This is a genomic window from Streptomyces sp. NBC_01808 (genome assembly GCF_035917395.1).
GTDB lineage: Bacteria > Actinomycetota > Actinomycetes > Streptomycetales > Streptomycetaceae > Streptomyces.
In genome coordinates, this window is sequence record NZ_CP109072.1 from 7,265,321 (window position 1) to 7,284,259 (window position 18,939).

The following is an 18,939-nucleotide window of genomic DNA, read 5'->3' on the forward strand; positions in this document are numbered from 1 at the left end:
TAAACGGAACAAGATCCCGAACGTCACGGCATTCCCTCGCACGTTGCCTTCCCGATGTAGCCTGCCGAGGCTCGGCGGAGCGCTCGGAGGCGGGCACGTGGACGGGCGGACCCTGTCGGGACGGGTGCGGAGGTCGGTTTGTTGACACGCTCATCGATCACATGGCGGCGTGGCGCGTTGAATGCATATGCCGTCAGGACGGAGGAGGGATTCAGGACTTCGTCAGTGGTAAGGATTCTCTGCCGGTTCATGGGCGCGCCCGGGAATGTCCTTGTTGTCGTGCTCACGGAAGTGCCAAGAGAGGCTACGTGTCCGAAATGCTCCATGAGCAACTTGTCTCCCGCGATACTCACTCTTTTCTCATCAGTTCCTTGTTGCCCGCCGACTCACCTCGCCTGGCGGGCGAGATCGAAGAACACGCGCGGATACTTGCCGAGTCGGATGCACCCTTACCCCCCATCGTCGTCAACCGCTCCACCATGCAGGTCGTGGACGGCATGCACCGGCTGCGCGCCGCGAGTCTGCGCGGTGAGCACCGCATCGAGGGCTGGTTCGTGGAGGGCGCGGCGGAAGACGTGTTCGTGCTCGCCGTGGAGCTCAACGCCAAGCACGGACTACCGTTGTCCCGGAAGGACCGCAACGCGGCCGCGCGGCGCATCATCGAGAGTCACCCGCACTGGTCGGACCGGCGGATAGCGTCCGTTACGGGCCTGTCCCCGGGGGCGGTGGGGGCGCTGCGCGGCGCCGTCGACGTGCCGGTGGCCCACCTGTCCCTGCGCGTCGGCCGGGACGGCCGCGTCCGCCCGCTCAACAGCGCGTCCGGTCGGATCGCCGCGAGCCAGGTCATCGCCGAGTTCCCCACCGCTTCGTTGCGGGAGATCGCCAGCAGGGCCGGGGTCGCCCTCGCCACCGCCCGCGACGTACGCAACCGTATGCGGATGGGCCTGGACCCGGTGCCTCCCAAGCTACGGGCCGCCGAGGCGGACTGCGCCGCGGTGGCCGCGCCCGGGCCGACGGCTTCGGGGACCGTGCCCGTGCCCGACCGGTCCGGGGTGAGCTTCGAGAACGTGCTGGCCCGGATGCGGCGAGATCCGTCGCTGCGCATGTCGCAGACCGGCCGGGCGCTGTTGCGCCTGCTGAGTTCGCACCAGGTGCCGGACGAGGAGTGGCGCGACCTGGTGGCGGGTGTCCCCGCCCACCGCGCCGTCGACGTGGCGCACGCAGCCCAGTTGTGCGCCGACAGGTGGCTGCAGTTCGCCGCCGAAGTCCGGGTGCGCCGGGCCCAGTCCGAGGACGCGGCGCCGGAGGCCGGGGGCCTGCGGCGACTGTCACCGGGCGCCTGAGCCTGACGCACCCCCGGGCAGGCCGGAATACGTGAGAGGACATGAAGCCATGACGGATACGGTCAACGCGTTCGACGTCCCCGACGCGCGATACCACGTGCTGGTCAACTCAGAAGGCCAGTATTCACTGTGGCCGGCGCTCAGCGATGTGCCGGCCGGATGGGAGTCGGTGCACGGCCCGGCGGGACGGGCACAGTGCGTGGAGTACGTCGAGAGCAACTGGACCGACATGCGGCCTGGAACGCTGAGAGTCGCCCTCGACGAGGTGTGACCCGGCAGGGACAGGTCGGCGGGGACAGGTCGGCGGGGGCGGGTCCGGGTGCGGCGGGGCCCGCCCCCGCCGGCGTTCTTCCGTGCCGGAGCCGCACTCACCCGGCAGCCGGCACCCGCCCGGTGCGGAACCTGTTGATCGCGGTCTCGTGGCGCGCGCGCAGCTCCGGGTCCGTGACCCCGAGCCCCTCACGGGGTGCCAGGCACAGGACGCCGACCTTGCCCTGGTGCAGGTTGCGGTGGACGACGTGCACGGCCTGGGCCGTCTGCTCCAGCGGAACCACCTCCGACAACGTGGGGTGGATCCGCCCCTGGGCGATGAGCCGGTTGGCCTCCCACGCCTCGCGGTAGTTGGCGAAGTGCGTTCCGACGATTCGCTTGAGGTGCATCCACAGGTAGCGGTTGTCGTACGTGTGCTGGAAGCCCGAGGTGGACGCGCAGCTCACGATCGTGCCGCCGCGGCGGGCGACGTACACGCTGGCGCCGAAGGTCTCCCGCCCCGGGTGCTCGAAGACGATGTCCGGGTCCTCGCCACCGGTCAGTTCCCTGAGCCGGGTGCCGAACCGCCGCCACTCGCGCTGGTCCTGCGTGTGCTCGTCCTTCCAGAACCGGTAGCCCTCCGCGCTCCGGTCGATGATCAGCTCCGCGCCCATCCGGCGGCACGCCTCGGCCTTCTCCGGGCTGGATACGACGCACACCGGGGTCGCCCCGCCGTTGAGCACGAGCTGCGTGGCATACGAGCCGAGGCCGCCGGACGCGCCCCAGATCAGCACGGTGTCACCCTGCTTGAGCCGGGCGCCGTTGGCCGACACGAGCTGGCGGTACGCGGTGGAGTTCACCAGCCCGGAGGCGGCGGCCTCCTCCCAGGTCAGATGCCCGGGCTTGGGCATGAGCTGGTTGGCCTTGACCAGCGCCAGCTCGGCCAGGCCGCCGAAGTTCGTCTCGAACCCCCAGATCCGCTGCTCCGGATCGAGCATGGTGTCCGCGTGCCCGTCGGGGTGGGACAGCTCGACCGACAGGCAGTGGGCCACCACCTCGTCCCCGGGCCGCCACGGCGTCACTCCCTCACCGCAGCGCAGCACCACCCCGGCGAGGTCCGAGCCGAGGACGTGGTAGGGCAGGTCGTGCCGCGCGCCGTGCGGCGAAGCCTTGCCGTAGCGGGAGAGGAACCCGAATGTCGGCAGCGGTTCGAAGATCGACGACCACACCGTGTTGTGGTTGATCCCGCTGGCCAGCACCGCGACCAGCACCTCACCGGGGGCCGGCTGCGGCGTCGGCACCTCCTCCAGGTGCAGGGACTTGCGCGGATCCTTGTCGCCGCTCGCCACCCCGTCGAACATCGTCACCTCGTCGGCGTGGAGGGTGACGCCCCGGTAGAAGTCGGGCACCCGAAGGTGCCCCACGTCGCCCGGTGCGCCCGCGATGATCGCGTCGAGGATCTCTTCCATGACTCCAGCCCTCTTTCCGGTTTACTCCGCGAGCACCGCAGAACGTGGGTGATGCGAGGTTCCCGCAGGGAAGTATTCGAGCCGCTACGGATGTCCGTTTCGCCGTCGCCCTGCCGAATTGTCAGGGCAAGCGCGCGGTTCATGCTGGCACTCGGCGGACGGCGCAGTCCAGCCGTTCCGGCCCGGAAGCGACGTGGCGGAATGGCGGTCCCGTGGCCGCCGGGGCGGCCCCGCGGTGTTCAACTGACCGGGAAAGTCAGTTGAACACAGCGCACGCAGCCGTCGTGGTTCGGCATTTCTTGACGGGTCAGGGGGCTTCCTGGAGGCTGACTCGCCAGTCATGAGAGCCGCTTGGGAAATGTGCCGGCCGGTTCGGCCGGATTTAATTCACCGCCCGCTGAGTAAGCGGCGGTGTGATGCTTCGGACCGTGCTCGCTCTTTTCGGAACGGTACGGAAGCGCGGTGATTTCACGCCGCCGGCCCGTACTCGCTCCGCGGGCAGGCGCGCCTGAGTCGAGCACGTGAGAGGGCAGTCGGATGCTGAGACGCGATTCCGAGTCGCTTGTCGACCATTTCCGCACGGTCTTCGAGGAGCACCCGGAGCAACGGATCTTCCGGTTCCTCGTGGATGGCGAGGGCGAGCCGGAGTGCCTCGCCAACGGCGCGTTCGACCTACGGGCCCGCGCGATCGCCGTGGCGCTCCGGGAGCGCGTTCCCGCCGGTGCGCGGGCGTTGATCATGTGCCCGGCGGGGCTGGACTACGTGACCTCCTTTTTCGCCTGCCTGTACGCCGGCGTCCTCGCCGTGCCCGTCTACCCGCCCGACCCGGCCTTCCTGATGCGTACCCTGCCGAGGCTGACCGGGGTCATCGAGGACGCCGATCCCGGAGTGATCCTCGCCCCGGCCGAGACCGTCGCCCTGGCCGACCGCTTCGCCGAACACGCCCCCGCGCTGCGGGACATCGCCTGGCTGACCGTCGACGATCTCGCCCCGGCCGCCGCCGACGACTGGCGCCACCCCGGATCGGTCCGCGACGACGTCGCCTTCCTGCAGTACACCTCGGGTTCGACCAGCCGCCCCAAGGGCGTCATGGTCAGCCACGGCAACCTGCTGCACAACATCGCGGGGATGAACCGCCGGTTCTTCGCCGACGACCCGGACCAGCACATGGTGAGCTGGCTGCCGCCGTTCCACGACATGGGGCTGATCTTCGGTCTGCTCACCCCCGCCTACGCCGGCTTCCCGGTGACGTTCATGTCGCCGTTCTCCTTCCTCAAGCGCCCGCTGCGCTGGCTGCGGGCGATCTCGGAAGCCGGCGGCACCGCGTGCGCGGCGCCCAACTTCGCCTACGACCTCGCCGTCCGGAAGGTGACCGAGGAGGAGCGGCGCACCCTGGACCTGAGCACCTGGCGCGTCGCCGCGAACGGCGCCGAGCCGGTCCGGCAGCAGACGATGGAGCGCTTCTCCCGCACGTTCGCCGACTGCGGCTTCCGGCCGTCGGCGCATGCCCCTTCCTACGGCCTGGCCGAGGGCACCCTGCTGGTCTCCACCGGCGACCCCGGCGCCGAACCGCCCAGCAGAACGCTGCGGGTGAGCGGACTGCTGTCCGGCGCTGCCGAGGACGCCGGACCCGGCGAGGCCGCCCGGATCCTGCCGGGCTGCGGCACCTCGCTGCCCGACCAGCGGGTCGTGGCGGTGGACCCGGAGACCTGCGCCGCGCTGCCCGACGGCCGGATCGGGGAACTGTGGGTCGCCGGGCGGAGCATCGCCGGCGGCTACTGGCGGCGTACGCGGGAGACCGAAGAGACCTTCGGCGCCCGGCTCACCGGCAGCGGCGAGGGCCCGTTCCTGCGCACCGGCGACCTGGGCTTCACCGACGGCGACGAGATCTACGTCACCGGCCGCATCAAGGACGTCATCATCGTGGCGGGCCGCAACCACTACCCGCACGACATCGAGCGCACCGTCGAGGCCGTCGACGACGGCCTGCGGTCGGGCTGCGGTGTGGCGGGCACCCGTGACCTCGACGGTGAGGAGCGGCTGATCGTCGTCCAGGAGTACCGGGGGAGCCGTTCGCCGGAGGACCGCGCCCGGATCATCGCGGGCATCCGGGCCGAGATCGCACGCGAGCACGGCCTGGAGGCGTTCCTCGTCGCGCTGGCACGCCCCGGGACCGTACCGAAGACCTCCAGCGGGAAGCTCCAGCGCCAGGCGTGCCTGGACGCGGTGCTCGGCGGGACCCTGAAACCGCTGGCCCAGTGGCGGGCGGACGAAGCGGACCGGGACGGCCGGGCGGGCGCTCCCGGGTCGGCGGACAATCGGGCCGGTGCGAACGGCACCGGCCGGACCGCCCCGGGGGCGGCCGAGATCGAGCAGTGGCTGCGGGAGATGCTCGCCGCCACGACCGGCGGCCGGGCCGAAGCCGTCGACCCCGGGCTTCCGTTCGCCGGATACGGACTGCGGTCGGTCGACATGGTCACCATGGTCGGCGACCTCGAGCAACGGCTCGGAGTGCCGCTCGCGCCGACCGTGGTGTGGGAGCATCCCACCCCCGCCAAGCTCGCCGAGCACCTCGCCGGCGGTGTCCCGGCGGCGATTCCCGCGCCACCGGCCGCAACGGACGAGCGGCCCGCCGGCCGCACCGAGCCCGGCGCCCGCCCCGCCACCGCGCCCGACCCCGTCGCGATCGTCGGCATCGGCTGCCGCTTTCCCGGCGGCGTGGACGGCCCGGATGACTTCTGGCGGCTGCTGACCGAGGGCCGGGACGCGGTGACGGAGGTGCCCGCGGACCGCTGGGACGCCGAGCAGTACACCTCCGACGACCCCGCCGCCCCCGGCCGTACCACCAGCCGCTGGGGTGGATTCCTCGACGGCGTCGACCGGTTCGACGCAGGCTTCTTCGGCATCTCGCGGCAGGAAGCCACCCGCATGGACCCGCAGCAGCGCCTCCTCGCCGAAGTGGCGTTCGAGGCGCTGGAGAACGCCGGGATGCCCTCCGACCGGCTGGCCGGATCGCCCACCGGCGTGTTCGTCGGCATCTCCACCTTCGACTACGCCACCGGTCAGTTGCGTGACCTCGACGCCATCGACCCCTACACCGGCACCGGCAGCGCCCTGAGCATCTCCGCGAACCGCCTGTCGTATCTGCTGGACCTGCGCGGCCCCAGCCTCGCGGTGGACACCGCGTGCTCCTCCTCGCTCGTCGCGGTCCTCCAGGCCTGCGCGAGCCTGGAGCGCGGTGACTGCGAACTGGCCCTCGCCGGCGGGGTCAACCTCGTCCTCTCCCCGGCCTTCGCCATCAACTTCAGCAAGGCCGGCGCGATGTCCGCGGACGGCCGGTGCAAGCCGTTCGACTCCCGCGCCGACGGATACGTGCGCTCCGAGGGCGCCGGTGTCGTCGTACTCAAACCGCTGAGCCGCGCCCTGGCCGACAAGGACCCCGTGTACGCCGTGATCCGCGGCGGCGCCGTCAACCAGGACGGCGCCAGCAACGGCCTCATGGCGCCCAATCCGCAGGCCCAGGAAGGGGTGCTGCGTGCCGCCCACCGCAACGCCGGCGTGCGGGGCGCGGACATCGGGTACGTCGAGGCCCACGGCACCGGTACGGCGCTCGGCGACCCGATCGAGGCCAAGGCGCTCGGTGCCGTCCTCGGGGAGGGCCGTGATCCCGGCCGGCCGTGCCTGATCGGCTCGGTGAAGTCCAACCTGGGGCACATGGAGGCCGCCGCGGGCATCGGCGGGCTGATCAAGGCGGCACTGGCGGTCCGCCACCGTACCGTGCCGGCGACCCTGCACTACCGCGAGCCGAATCCGCACATTCCCTTCGACGATCTCGCCCTTCGGGTCGCCCACACCCTCCAGCCCTGGCCGGCCGGCGAGGACGGCGTCGCACGGGCCGGAGTGAGTTCGTTCGGCTTCGGTGGCACCAACGCCCACCTGGTGCTGGAGCAACCCCCGGCCGCCGACCCCGCGCCCCGGCAGGACCCGGTGGACGGCACCGTCCTGCTGACCGTCTCGGCCCGCGACGAACATGCCCTGCGCGACCTCGCCGCGGACTACGCCGACAAGCTCGCCGCGCCCGGCCTCGACCTGGGGGGCTTCGCCGCCGCCGCGGCGGTCCGCCGCACCCACCACGAACACCGGCTGGCCTGCACCGGCTCGTCGGCGGACGAACTGCGCACCGCGCTCTTCGCGTTCGGCCGCGGCGCGGACGCCCCCGGCCTGTCGAGCGGCGTCCGGCGCGTGGGCTGGCGCCCCAAGCCGGTGTTCGTCTTCTCCGGCCAGGGCCCGCGGTGGTGGCCCCTGGCAGCAGACCTGCTCGACGGGGAGCCGGTGTTCCGCGCGGTCGTCGAACGCTGCGACGGCCTGCTGCGCCGGCACACCGACTGGTCACTGCTGGACCAGCTCACCGCCGACCCCGCCGGATCCCGCCTGCAGGACACCGCCGTCGGCCAGCCCGCCCTCACCGCGGTGCAGATCGCGCTCGCCGCCCTCTGGCGCTCCTGGGGCGTCGAACCGGCCGCCGTCGTCGGCCACAGCGTCGGTGAGATCGCCGCGGCACACCTGTCGGGTGCGATCACGCTGGAGGACGCTCTGGTCATCGCGCTGCACCGCGGCACAGCCCTGCACAGTGCCACCGGCAGGGGCAGGATGGCGGTCGTCGGCATCGGTCTGGAACGGGCCGGCGAGATCCTCGCCGAACAACGTCCCGGACAGGTGTGGATCGCGGCGGGCAACAGCCCCGGCTCCACCGTCTACTCGGGGGAGAGCACCGCCGTCGAGACGCTCGCCGAGGCACTTCAGAAAGAGGGCCTGTACTGCCGCGTCCTGGAGTCGGTCGAATTCGCCTCCCACTGCCCCCTGATGGAGCCCGTCGCACAGGAGCTGTGGGGGCGGCTGTCGGACCTGCGTCCGCGCACCGGCACCGTCCCCATGATCTCCACCGTCACCGGACAGCCCGTCGACGGCGACCGGTTGGACGCCGAGTACTGGGCGTCCAACCTCACCCGGCCGGTGCTGTTCGACACCGCGGTCGGCGCGCTGGCCGAGTCCGGCCACGACGTCTTCGTCGAGATGTCGCCGCACCCGATGCTCACCGAAGCCGTCACCGAGCGCCTGTCGTCGTACGGTCACACGGTCGCCGTCTCGTCCCTGCGCAGCGACCGGCCGGGTCGCGCCACCGTCCGCGCGGAACTCGGCCGGCTCTACACCGCCGGTTTCCACGTCGACTGGACCCGGGTGTACGGCCCGGCCGCACCCATGGCCGACCTTCCCACCTACCCGTGGCAGCGCACCCGCTTCTGGTACGCCGAGCACACCCGCTACCGGCCCGAGCACCGCGGGCACCCCGTCCTCCGCACCGCCGTGCGGTCCGCCCTGCCCCCGTACGCCGCCCACTGGTCCGCCCCGGTCGCCCTGGACGACTTCGGCTATCTGACCGACCATCAGGTCGGCGGCAGCCCCGCCCTGCCCGGCGCGCTCGTCCTGGACGCCGGGCTCGCGGCGGCGCGCGAGCACCTCGGCGGCCCGGCCGCTCTCGCGGACGTCCACTTCAGCCGGCTGACCGTCGTACCCGAGCACGCCGAGGACGCCACCCTGCAACTCGTCCTCGTCCCCGAGACCGCCGATACCGGCTCGCTGCGGCTGTTCACCCGCACCACGGGCGACGACGAATGGACCGAGGCCGCCCACGGCGCCTTCCGCCGCGGCACGCCCGACCCCGGCGGCGAACCGCTGGCCGCCGTACGCGAACGCTGCGCCACCCCGGTCGACACCGACGCCCACTACGCCGCGCTGCACCGGGCAGGGCTGGCGTACGGGCCGGCCTTCCAGGGCGTCGAGGAGCTGTGGTGCGGCCCCGGCGAGGCCGTGGCCCGGCTGCGCGACCGGGCCGCCCTGACATCGGACCGCGGCGAGCACCCGGTGCACCCGGCCGTGCTCGACAGCGCGCTGCAGACCCTCATGGCCGCCCTGGCGCCGCCCACCGGCCGGGTCGACGCCGTCACCAGCACCTATCTGCCGGTACGCGTCGGCGGATTCGCCCTCTACGCCGAGCGGGCCGAACCCTGCTGGGCGTACGCCGCGGCCACCGCACCGGAACCCGGTGCCGAGGAGATCACCGACGCCACCGTCATGCTCTACGACGCATCCGGCGCACCGGTCGGCGAGGTCACGGGCATCGCCCTCAAACCCCTGGACGGCGACACCTCCGCCGACCCGCTCGCGGAGGCCCTGTACGACATCGACTGGCGGCAGACCCCCGGGCAGGCCGAGGCCGGGGCCGGCGCGGAGCCCGGCACCTGGCTGGTGTTCGCCGACGCCGGCGGCACCTGCGACGCGCTCGTCACCGGACTGCGCGCCCGCGGCGGCACCTGCGTCACCGTCACCCCCGGTCCCGGCTACGGCAGATCCGCCCCCGCCCACTACGTGCTGGATGCCGAGCGGCGCGAGGACGTCGCCGCACTCCTGGCCGACCTGGCCGCCGACGGCGTCCGCCCCGACGGCATCGTGCACGCCTGGGCCCTCGACGCCGCGCTCGCCGAGGACGACAGCCCCGCACGGCTGCTCGCCGTCCTGGACGCCGCCACCGTGCCCGCCCTGCACCTGGTCCAGGAGATCGCCCGCACCGGACAGGACCCCGCACCTCGACTGGTGCTGCTCACCCGCGGCGCCCAGCGGGCCGCCGCGGGCGACGAACTGTCGGTCGGCCAGGCGCCGCTGTGGGGACTGGCCCGCGTGATCGGCGCCGAGCACGCCGAACTGCGCCCCACCGTCGTCGACCTGGACCCCGCCCGCCCCGCCGGCGAAACGGACCTGCTCCTGGCAGAGGTGCTGCGCCCCGGCGACGACGGCCAGGTCGCCCTGCGCCACGGCGAGCGCCTGACGCCCGCACTCCAGCGGTGGACGCCCGCCGAAGCGGCCCCGGAGGCCAAGCCCGCCTGGGTCTTCGACGCGGCGCGCGACGGCAACCACCGGCTGCTCGCGGCCCACCCCGGCCGCCTCGCGAGCGTCGGAGCCACCTGGTGGCACCGTACGCCGCCGGGACCCGGCCAGGTGGAGATCGAGGTCGCCGCCGCCGGCCTGAACTTCAGCGACGTCCTGAAGGCCCTGGAGACCTACCCCGGCGCGAAGGGCGTCGTCCCGCTCGGCGCCGAATGCGCCGGCCGCGTCGTCGCCGTCGGCGAGGGCGTGACCCGTCACCGCGTCGGCGACCGGGTGATCGCGGTCGGCGCGCACAGCATGGCGGCGTTCACCACGGTCGTCGAGGAACTGGTGGCCCCCGCGCCGCTCTCCCTCGGCGAGGACGAGGCCGCCGCCGTACCCGTCGCCTTCCTCACTGCCGTCCACGCCCTGGAGCGCCTGGCCCGGCTGCGCCGGGGCGAGACCGTGCTCGTCCACTCCGCGACCGGCGGGGTCGGACTGGCCGCGCTGCAGGTCGCCCGGCGCCGCGGCGCCCGCGTCTACGCCACGGCCGGTACGGAGGAGAAGCGCGAACTGCTGCGCGGCCTCGGCGTGGAGCACGCCATGGACTCGCGCACCCTCGCCTTCGCCGACGAGATCACCGAACGCACCGGCGGCCGTGGTGTCGACGTCGTGCTCAACTCCGCCACCGGCGAGGCCCTGGTGCGCAGCCTGCGGCTGCTGGCGCCGGGCGGCCGGTTCGTCGAGATCGGCAAGCGGGACGTCTACGGCAACAGCCATGTCGGGCTGGAGCTCTTCAAGGACAACCGCGCCTTCTTCGCCGTGGACATGGAACGCACCATCCGCGAGCGGCCCGAGGAAATCGCCGGGCTGCTCGCCGACATCGTCCAGGGTTTCGACGGCGGCGAGTTCACCGCTCTGCCCGTCACCACCCACCCCTTCTCCGACGCGCCGGCCGCGTTCAGCGCCATGGCGCAGGCGCGGCACACCGGCAAGCTGGTGCTGCGGCCCGATCCCCACGAGCGGGTCACCACCGCTCCGGACGCGGCTCCCGTACGCCCGGACGGCACCTACCTGATCACCGGCGGGCTCGGCGCGCTGGGCCTGGAGACCGCCCGCTACCTGGCCGGGGCGGGCGCCCGCCACCTCGTGCTGGCCGGCCGCAACGCCCCCTCGGCCGCCGCCGAACGGGCCGTCGCCGAGCTGCGCGACCGCGCAGAGGTCGCCGTCGTCAGTGCCGACGTGTCCCAGCGCGGCAGCCTCGACGAAGTCCTCGCCCGCATCGACGCCACCATGCCGCCGCTGGCCGGCGTCGTGCACGCCGCCGGAGTCCTCGACGACGGCCTGCTGACCGGCCTGGACCGGGAGCGGTTCCGCTCGGTCGCCGCGCCCAAGGCCACCGCCGCCTGGCACCTGCACCACGCCACCTCGGACCGCGAACTGGACTTCTTCGTGCTGTACTCCTCGGCCGCCGCTGTGCTCGGCTCCGCCAGCCAGGGCAACTACGCCGCCGCCAGCGCCCTTCTCGACACCCTCGCCCACCACCGGCGTGCCCGTGGACTGCCCGCGCTCAGCATCGACTGGGGTCCTTGGTCGGACATCGGCCTCGCCGCCCGCCCCGACCGCGGCGGTGTCCTCGCCGCCCGCGGCATCGGGAGCATCAGCCCCGGCGACGGCATAGCGACCCTCGACCGGCTGCTGCGCACCGACGCCGCCCAGGTCTGCGTCCTGCCCCTGGACCGGGACAAGCTGCGCGACCGCCCGGGAGGCGGTCTCCTCGGCACCCTGCTCGGGGACGTGCCCGGAGAGTCCCCGGCCAGCCGGCCGGCCACGAGCGAGGTTCGCCGTCAACTGCTCTCCGTCGAGCCGGGCCGCCGCCGCCGGGCCGTTCTGACCGAGCACTGCCGGGCGGTCGCGGCCCGCGTGGTGGGCGCCGAGCCCGGCAGGATCGACACCAGCGCCCCCATGAACAGCATGGGGTTCGACTCGCTGCTCTCCCTGGAACTGCGCAACTCGCTGGTGTCCTCGCTCCGGGTGGAACTGCCCTCGACCATCGCCTGGCGCTTTCCGACCATCGACGCCCTGGTGCCGTATCTGGCCGAGCGCATGGACGTCGAGCTGGAACCCGGGCGAACGGCCCCCGAACGCACCGCCGGGAAGGCCGTGTCCGACCCACCCGCTCCGCTCCCCGGTGACCGGGGGAGCGCTGGCGCGCTCCCGACGAGCGCCCCGCCCGACCTCGACGCGATGTCCACCACCGACCTCGAGGCGCTCCTGCTGGCCAAGACGAAGCAGATCGACGAAGGGGGTCGGCGATGACCTCACCGGAACGCACCCTGGTGTCGGCCGACACGCTCAAGAACGCCTACCTGACGATGGAGCGCCTGCAGCGCCGGATCGAGGAGTACGAGCGGGCGCGCACCGAGCCCGTCGCCGTCGTCGGCGTCGGCTGCCGCTTCCCCGGCGGCGTCACCGACACCGCCACGTACTGGCGGATGCTCACCGACGGCGTCGACGCCGTCGGTGACATCCCCGCCGACCGGTGGGACCACGACGCCTTCTACGACGAGGAGGCCGGCAAGCCGGGCAAGATCTACACCCGCTCCGGCGCGTTCATCGACGGTCTCGACCGGTTCGACCACGACTTCTTCGGAATCTCCCGGCGCGAGGCGCTGGCGATGGACCCCCACCAGCGCCTGACCCTCGAAGTGTGCTGGGAGGCCCTGGAGGATGCCGGCCAGGCGCCCTCCGGCCTGGCCGGCAGCGACACCGGCGTGTTCATGGGCACCGCCAGCTCGGACCACGTCACCTCCCGGATCCGCCACCCCGAGGACGTCACCGCGTACACCAGCTCGGGCGCCGCGGCCAGCTTCATCCCGGCCCGCATCTCCTACCTCCTCGACCTGCGCGGCCCCAACCTCGCCGTCGACACGGCGTGCTCCTCCTCCCTGCTCGCCGTCCACCAGGCATGCCAGAGCCTGCGTACGGGGGAGTGCGACATGGCGCTGGCCGGTGGCGTCAACGTCGTGCTGTCCCCGGTCCTGCTGATCTCCCAGTCGCAGTTCGGCTCGGTGTCCCGGCAGGGGCGGGCGATGACCTTCTCCGACGCCGCCGACGGCTACGTGCGCGGCGAGGGCTGCGGTGTCGTCGTGCTCAAACGGCTCTCGGACGCCGTACGCGACCGGGACCGGATCCTCGCCGTCGTACGCGGCGGCGCGGTCAACCAGGACGGGCGCAGCGCCGGCATCACCGCGCCCAACGGCGCCGCGCAGGTGGGGGTGTACCGACGCGCCCTGGCCGCCGGCGGGGTCCGGCCCGAGCACGTCGGGTACATCGAGACACACGGCACCGGCACCCGCCTCGGCGACCCGATCGAGGCGGGGGCCCTCGCCGAGGTGTACGGGCGCGACCACGGCGCGCCCGTATACCTCGGCGCCGTCAAGACCAACATCGGCCACCTGGAGGCCGCGGCGGGTATCGCCGGGCTGATCAAGGCCGCCCTGTGCGTCTCCCACGGAGCCATCCCGCCCAACCTGCACTTCACCCGGCTGAACTCCAACATCTCCTTCGAGGGCACCACCTTCGACGTACCCACCCGCGTCACCCCCTGGCCGGAGACCGGAGGCCCGCGCACCGCCGCCGTGAGCAGCTTCGGCCTCAGCGGCACGAACGTGCACATGATCCTGGAGCAGGCGCCGTCGGCCGCGCCAGGGCCCGCGGACCACCGGCGTCCGGCCGACGTCCTGGCCCTGTCCGCCCGCACCGAGACGGCGCTGACCGCTCTCGCCCGCCGGTACGCCGACCGGCTCGCCGACGGCGACGGCACGCCGCTGGCCGACCTGTGCCACTCCGCCGCCGTCGGCCGCACCCACTTCCGTCACCGCCTCGCCGCCGTCGGCACCACCCGCAAGGAAGTCGCCGGCCACCTCGCCGGCTTCCTCCGCGGCGAGATCGGACCCGGCCTGGCGCTCGGCGAGGCCCGCGGTTCCGACGTGGTCTTCCTGTTCACCGGGCAGGGCGCTCAGCGCCCCGGCATGGCCCGTGTCCTCTACGACACCCAGCCCACCTTCCGGCGCAGCATCGACGAGTGCGCGCGGATCCTCGAACCGCTGCTCGACCGCCCGCTGCTGTCGGTGCTCTTCCCCGACGACCCCGAGGACCGGCAGATCAACGAGACGGCGTACGCCCAGCCCGCGACCTTCGCGGTGGAGTACGCGATGGCCGAGCTGTGGCGCTCCTGGGGGGTGACCCCCGCGGCGGTACTCGGCCACAGCTTCGGCGAGTGCGTCGCCGCATGCGTCGCGGGCGTGATGTCGCCGGCGGACGGGCTGGCGTTCACGGTGCAACGCGCCCGCGTCATCCAGGAGCACTCGCTGCCGGGCACCATGGCCGCGGTCTTCGCTCCCGAGGAAGAGGTGGCCGCCGAGATCGCCGCGCACCCGGACCGGATCGCCGTCGCCGCGGTCAACGGTCCGGCCAGCACCACCATCTCCGGCGACCGCGACCTGGTCGAGGCCGTCTGCGCCGCCTTCGCCGCCCGCGGCGTCAAGGCCAAGCCCCTGCACATCGCCTCCGCCGGCCACTCGCCGCTGATGGAGCCCGCCGTCGAGCCGCTGCGCCGCGCCGCGGACAAGATCGCGTTCTCCGCTCCCCGCATCCCCCTCGTCTCCAACGTCAGCGGCGAGCTGTGGCCATGGGAGCAGGTCCCCGGCGCCGACTACTGGGGCCGGCACGTCCGGGACACGGTGCGCTTCGCCGACGGCGTGCAGACCCTGCGCGACCTGGGCCACCACACCTTCGTCGAGGTCGGCCCGGCCCCGACCCTGCTCGGCGTCGTCAGCGACGCCCTGCCGCCCGACCATGACGACCTGCTGCTGCCCAGCCTGCGCCCCAAGCACGACGACTGGGAGGTGCTGCTGGAGACGGTCGCCGAGCTGTACGCGGCCGGTGTCGACATCGACTGGCACGGGTTCGACGGCGACTACACCCGCACCAAGGCCGCGCTGCCCACCTACCCCTTCGAACCGACCCGCTGCTGGGAGCCACCCCGGCCCTGGCACGGGGACCGGCCGGCCGCGCCCGCCGCCGAGAGCACCGCCGAGGCGGGGGACGACTCCCGTACCCGCCCCGCCCGGTCCGCCCGGCGCTCCTCGCGCAGCCGGCGCCGCCCGAGCCGCATCCCCACCGCCACCGAACTCCGGGGACTGGCCGAGCCCGAGCAACTGGACACCCTGGCCGCCCGGTTCGTGCTGAGCGTCAAGGACGTCCTCGGCTCCGCCTCCGGCGACGTCGGCCTGGACGAGCCGCTGACCGGGTTCGGCCTGGACTCCCTGATGGCCGTCGAACTGCGCAACGAGATCCAGGACAGGCTCGGCCTCACCCTGCAGATCACCGACTTCCTCGGCGGCGCGACCATCCGCAGCGTCGCCGAGCGCCTCGTCAAGGAGCTGGCTGCGACCGGCGGCGACTCCGAGACGGATACCACGCCCGACCGTCCCGGGGCACCGGCCGCGATCCGGCGCGTGCCCCGGGCGGCCGACGCGGCGGCCGCCCTGCTCGCCGAGTTCACCGGTCCGTCCCAGGGCCCCGCCGCACAGACCTCCGGCCCGGAGGGACCGCGGTGACCGACGACGAGCTGACCCGGAAGCTGGCCGCCCTCACTCCCGAGCAGCGCGCCCGCTTCGACGCCCTGCTCGCCGAGCGGACACCCGCCGAGGACACCTTCCCCCTCGCGGTCCTGCAGCGCGGCACCTGGTTCCTCGAACAGCTCCGGCCCCGCAACCCGGGCTACATCGTGCCCGGCGCGGTCCGTATCGAGGGCCACCTCGACACCGGCCTGCTGCGCGCGGCGGTCCACGAGATCGTCCGCCGCCACGAGGCCCTGCGCACCACCTTCCAGCTCCGCAACGGCACCCCCGTCCAGGTCGTCCACCCCGGTCCCGCCGTCGACATCCCGGACACCGACCTCGGCGGCCCGGGGTACACCGACGCCGACCGTCAGAAGTGGATCGACGACGCCCTCGCCGAACCCTTCGACATCGACACCGGCCCGCTGCTGCGCGTCCGGCTGCTGCGCACGGGACCCGAGCAGTCCGTGCTCGTCGTCGCGATGCACCACCTCGTCTCCGACCGCTGGTCCACCGAGGTCTTCCTCGCCGAACTGTCCGAGCTGTACGAGGCGTTCGCCGCCGGCGCGCCTTCGCCGCTGCCCGACCTCGCCGTCCAGTACGGAGACTTCGCCGCCTGGCAGCACCAGCAGCTCGACGACGGCGGCTGGCAGCGGGATCTGGCGTACTGGCGCGGCGCCCTGGCCGGCGCGCCCACCGTGCTGGACCTGCCCACCGACCGCCCCCGGCCCGCTGCCCAGGGCTTCAACGGGGGCTCCGTCCCCGTCGACCTGCCGCCGGCCCTGATCCGCGAACTGGCCGCGCTGGCCGGCCGGCACGGCGCCACCCCGTACATGGCGCTCCTGGCCGTCTTCCACATCCTGCTGCACCGCTACACCGGCCAGGAGGACATCGTGGTCGGCGTGCCCACCGCCCTGCGCGGTCGCGCCGAAGTCGAGCCGCTGATCGGCTACTTCGTCAACACCCTGCCCCTCAGGGCCGACCTGTCCGGTAACCCCGACTTCACGCGGGTCCTCACCCGCGTCCGGGACGCGTGCCTGGGCGCGTACGCCCACCAGGACGTTCCCTTCGAGCTGATCGTCGCCGATCTCAACATCCCCCGCGACCTCAGCCGGCCCCCGGTCTATCAGGTCAGCTTCAGCTACGGCCGGGAGCCCGTGCCCACCCTCGCGATGGCCGGCGCCCGCCTCACCCGGCTCCAGGTCAGGAGCGAAGGCGCCCGCTTCGACCTGGAGTTGCAGGCGTTCGACACCGACGGCGGGGTCACCGGCTGGTTCGAGTACGACCGCGACCTGTTCGACGAGTCCACCATCGTCCGCCTCGCCGGCCATTTCCACCGCCTGGTCGAGCAGGTCGTCGCCCGGCCCGGCACTCCCGTCGACGACCTGGACCTGCTCGACGAGGGGGAACGACACCGCCTCCTCACCGAGTGGAACGCCACCGACAGGACATGGCCCCACGGCCTGGTCCACGAGTGTGTCGAGGAGCAGGCGCGCAGGACCCCCGAAGCCGAGGCCGTCCGGTACGCCGGCGCCTCCCTCACGTACGCGGGGCTGAACCGGCGCGCCAACCGCCTCGCGCACTTCCTGCGGGCCCGCGGTGTGGGCCGCGACGCCCTGGTCGGCGTCGCCATGGAGCGCTCCTTCGACCTCGTCGTCGCGCTGCTCGCGGTCCTCAAGGCCGGTGCGGCGTACGTGCCGTTCGACACCGAGTTGCCGCCCGCCCGGCTCGCCGCCATCGCCGACGACGCCCGGCCGCCGGTGGTCCTCACACAAGGTGCCCTGGCGGACCGGCTGCCCGCGCTCGACTGCCCCGTGCTGCGCGTGGAGGATCTCGCCGCGGAGCTGGCCGTGCAGTCCCCGGACGACCCCGGTGTCGCGGTGGACGGCGAGGATCTGGCGTACCTCATCTTCACCTCCGGCTCGACGGGCCGCCCCAAGGGGGTGATGAACGTCCACGCCGCCCTGCGTAACCGGCTGCTGTGGATGCAGGACGCCTACGGCCTGGACGCCACCGACCGGGTGCTGCAGAAGACGCCGTTCTCCTTCGACGTGTCGGTGTGGGAGTTCTTCTGGCCGCTGATGGCCGGCGCGACCCTCGTCGTGGCCCGGCCCGGCGGTCACCGTGACAGCGCCTACCTCGCCGACACCATCGCCGCCGACCGGATCACCACCGTCCACTTCGTGCCGTCCATGCTCCAGCTCTTCCTCACGGAACCCCCGGAGAAGTCCGCCGGGCTGCGCCGCGTCTTCTGCAGCGGCGAGGAACTGCCCCGCGCCCTGCACGACCGCTTCCTGGACCTCCACCGGGCCGAGCTGCACAACCTGTACGGACCGACCGAGGCCGCCATCGACGTCACCGCCTGGCACTGCCGTCCGGGAGCCGATCCCCGGCCGGTGCCCATCGGCCGCCCCATCGCCAACACCCGCATGTACGTCCTGGACCGCCGGGGCCGGCCCGTCCCGGCCGGGGTCCCCGGCGAACTGTGCATCGGCGGCCGGGGCCTGGCCCGCGGCTACCTCAACCGACCGGACCTGACCGCCGAGCGCTTCACCGACGATCCCTTCGTGCCCGGCGCCCGCATCTACCGCACCGGCGACCTCGCCCGGTACCGAGCCGACGGCGCGCTGGAGTTCCTCGGCCGCCTCGACCACCAGGTAAAGCTCCGCGGCCAGCGCATCGAGCTCGGCGAGATCGAAGCGGTCCTGACCCGGCACGGCACCGTACGCGAAGCCGTCGTGGTCGCGCGCGAGCACGCCCCCGGTGACGTCCGCCTCGCCGCCTACGTCACCGCCGCCGGCGCTGCGGCGCCCACCCCCGGCGATCTCGCCGCCCACCTGCGGGAGTATGTCCCCGAGTACATGGTCCCGGCCTCCTTCACCGCGCTCGACGCACTGCCCCTCACCGCCAGCGGCAAGGCCGACCGCAAGGCCCTCCCCGAACCGCGCACCGGCCGCCCCGACCTCGAAGCCCGGTTCGTCGCACCCGAGGACGGCCTGGAGCACGCGCTCGCCGAGATATGGCGCGGCCTGCTCGGCGTCGAGCGCGTCGGAGCGCGCGACAACTTCTTCGATCTGGGCGGCCACTCCCTGCTCATGGCCGAGTTCCGCACCCGCCTGCTCGCCGGCCTCGGTCACGAACTCACCATGGTCGAGCTGTTCCAGCACCCCACCGTCGGATCCCTGGCCGCGTACCTCGGCGGCCCCCGCACCGGGTCCGAGAGCGCCGGGCACGGAGCCAGGCAGCGTGCGGAAAACCGTCGTCAGTCCCGCAGCCGGCGGCAACAGGCGGCCGAGCGCCGGGCTTCCTCCCGCGGAGACAGGTGATCGA

Annotated in this window: 6 protein-coding genes; 5 read left to right on the forward strand and 1 reads right to left on the reverse strand. The window is 73.2% G+C overall.

From position 1 onward, the window contains the following. Window positions 1–497 precede the first annotated feature (497 nt). Window positions 498–1,343, forward strand: coding sequence for a hypothetical protein (locus OG946_RS32040; RefSeq protein WP_326800434.1), 846 nt, complete (start codon window positions 498–500; stop codon window positions 1,341–1,343). 49 nt (window positions 1,344–1,392) lie between these two features. After that, a complete protein-coding gene (locus OG946_RS32045) occupies window positions 1,393–1,614 on the forward strand; it encodes an MbtH family protein (protein ID WP_326799430.1) in 222 nt (73 codons plus the stop codon). 97 nt (window positions 1,615–1,711) lie between these two features. Here OG946_RS32045 and ccrA read toward each other — a convergent pair whose 3' ends face one another. Further along, on the reverse strand, window positions 1,712–3,061 hold the full coding sequence (gene ccrA / locus OG946_RS32050; protein WP_326799431.1) for a crotonyl-CoA carboxylase/reductase: 1,350 nt from the start codon (window positions 3,059–3,061) through the stop codon (window positions 1,712–1,714). Window positions 3,062–3,598: 537 nt separating this feature from the next. Here ccrA and OG946_RS32055 point away from each other — a divergent pair. Genes OG946_RS32055 through OG946_RS32065 form a run of 3 tightly spaced genes read left to right on the forward strand, consistent with a single transcriptional unit; the run spans window position 3,599 to window position 18,935 of the window. Then, window positions 3,599–12,301 carry an SDR family NAD(P)-dependent oxidoreductase gene (locus tag OG946_RS32055; protein WP_326799432.1) on the forward strand — a complete coding sequence of 2,901 codons (8,703 nt, stop codon included), beginning with the start codon at window positions 3,599–3,601 and terminating at the stop codon, window positions 12,299–12,301. After that, window positions 12,298–15,606: a type I polyketide synthase gene (locus OG946_RS32060; protein ID WP_326799433.1), complete on the forward strand. Its 3,309-nt coding sequence runs from the start codon at window positions 12,298–12,300 to the stop codon at window positions 15,604–15,606. Before OG946_RS32055 ends, OG946_RS32060 begins: the two co-directional genes overlap by 4 nt. Beyond that, complete coding sequence (locus OG946_RS32065) at window positions 15,603–18,935, forward strand: non-ribosomal peptide synthetase (protein ID WP_326799434.1); 3,333 nt, start codon at window positions 15,603–15,605, stop codon at window positions 18,933–18,935. Before OG946_RS32060 ends, OG946_RS32065 begins: the two co-directional genes overlap by 4 nt. Window positions 18,936–18,939: the final 4 nt, after the last annotated feature.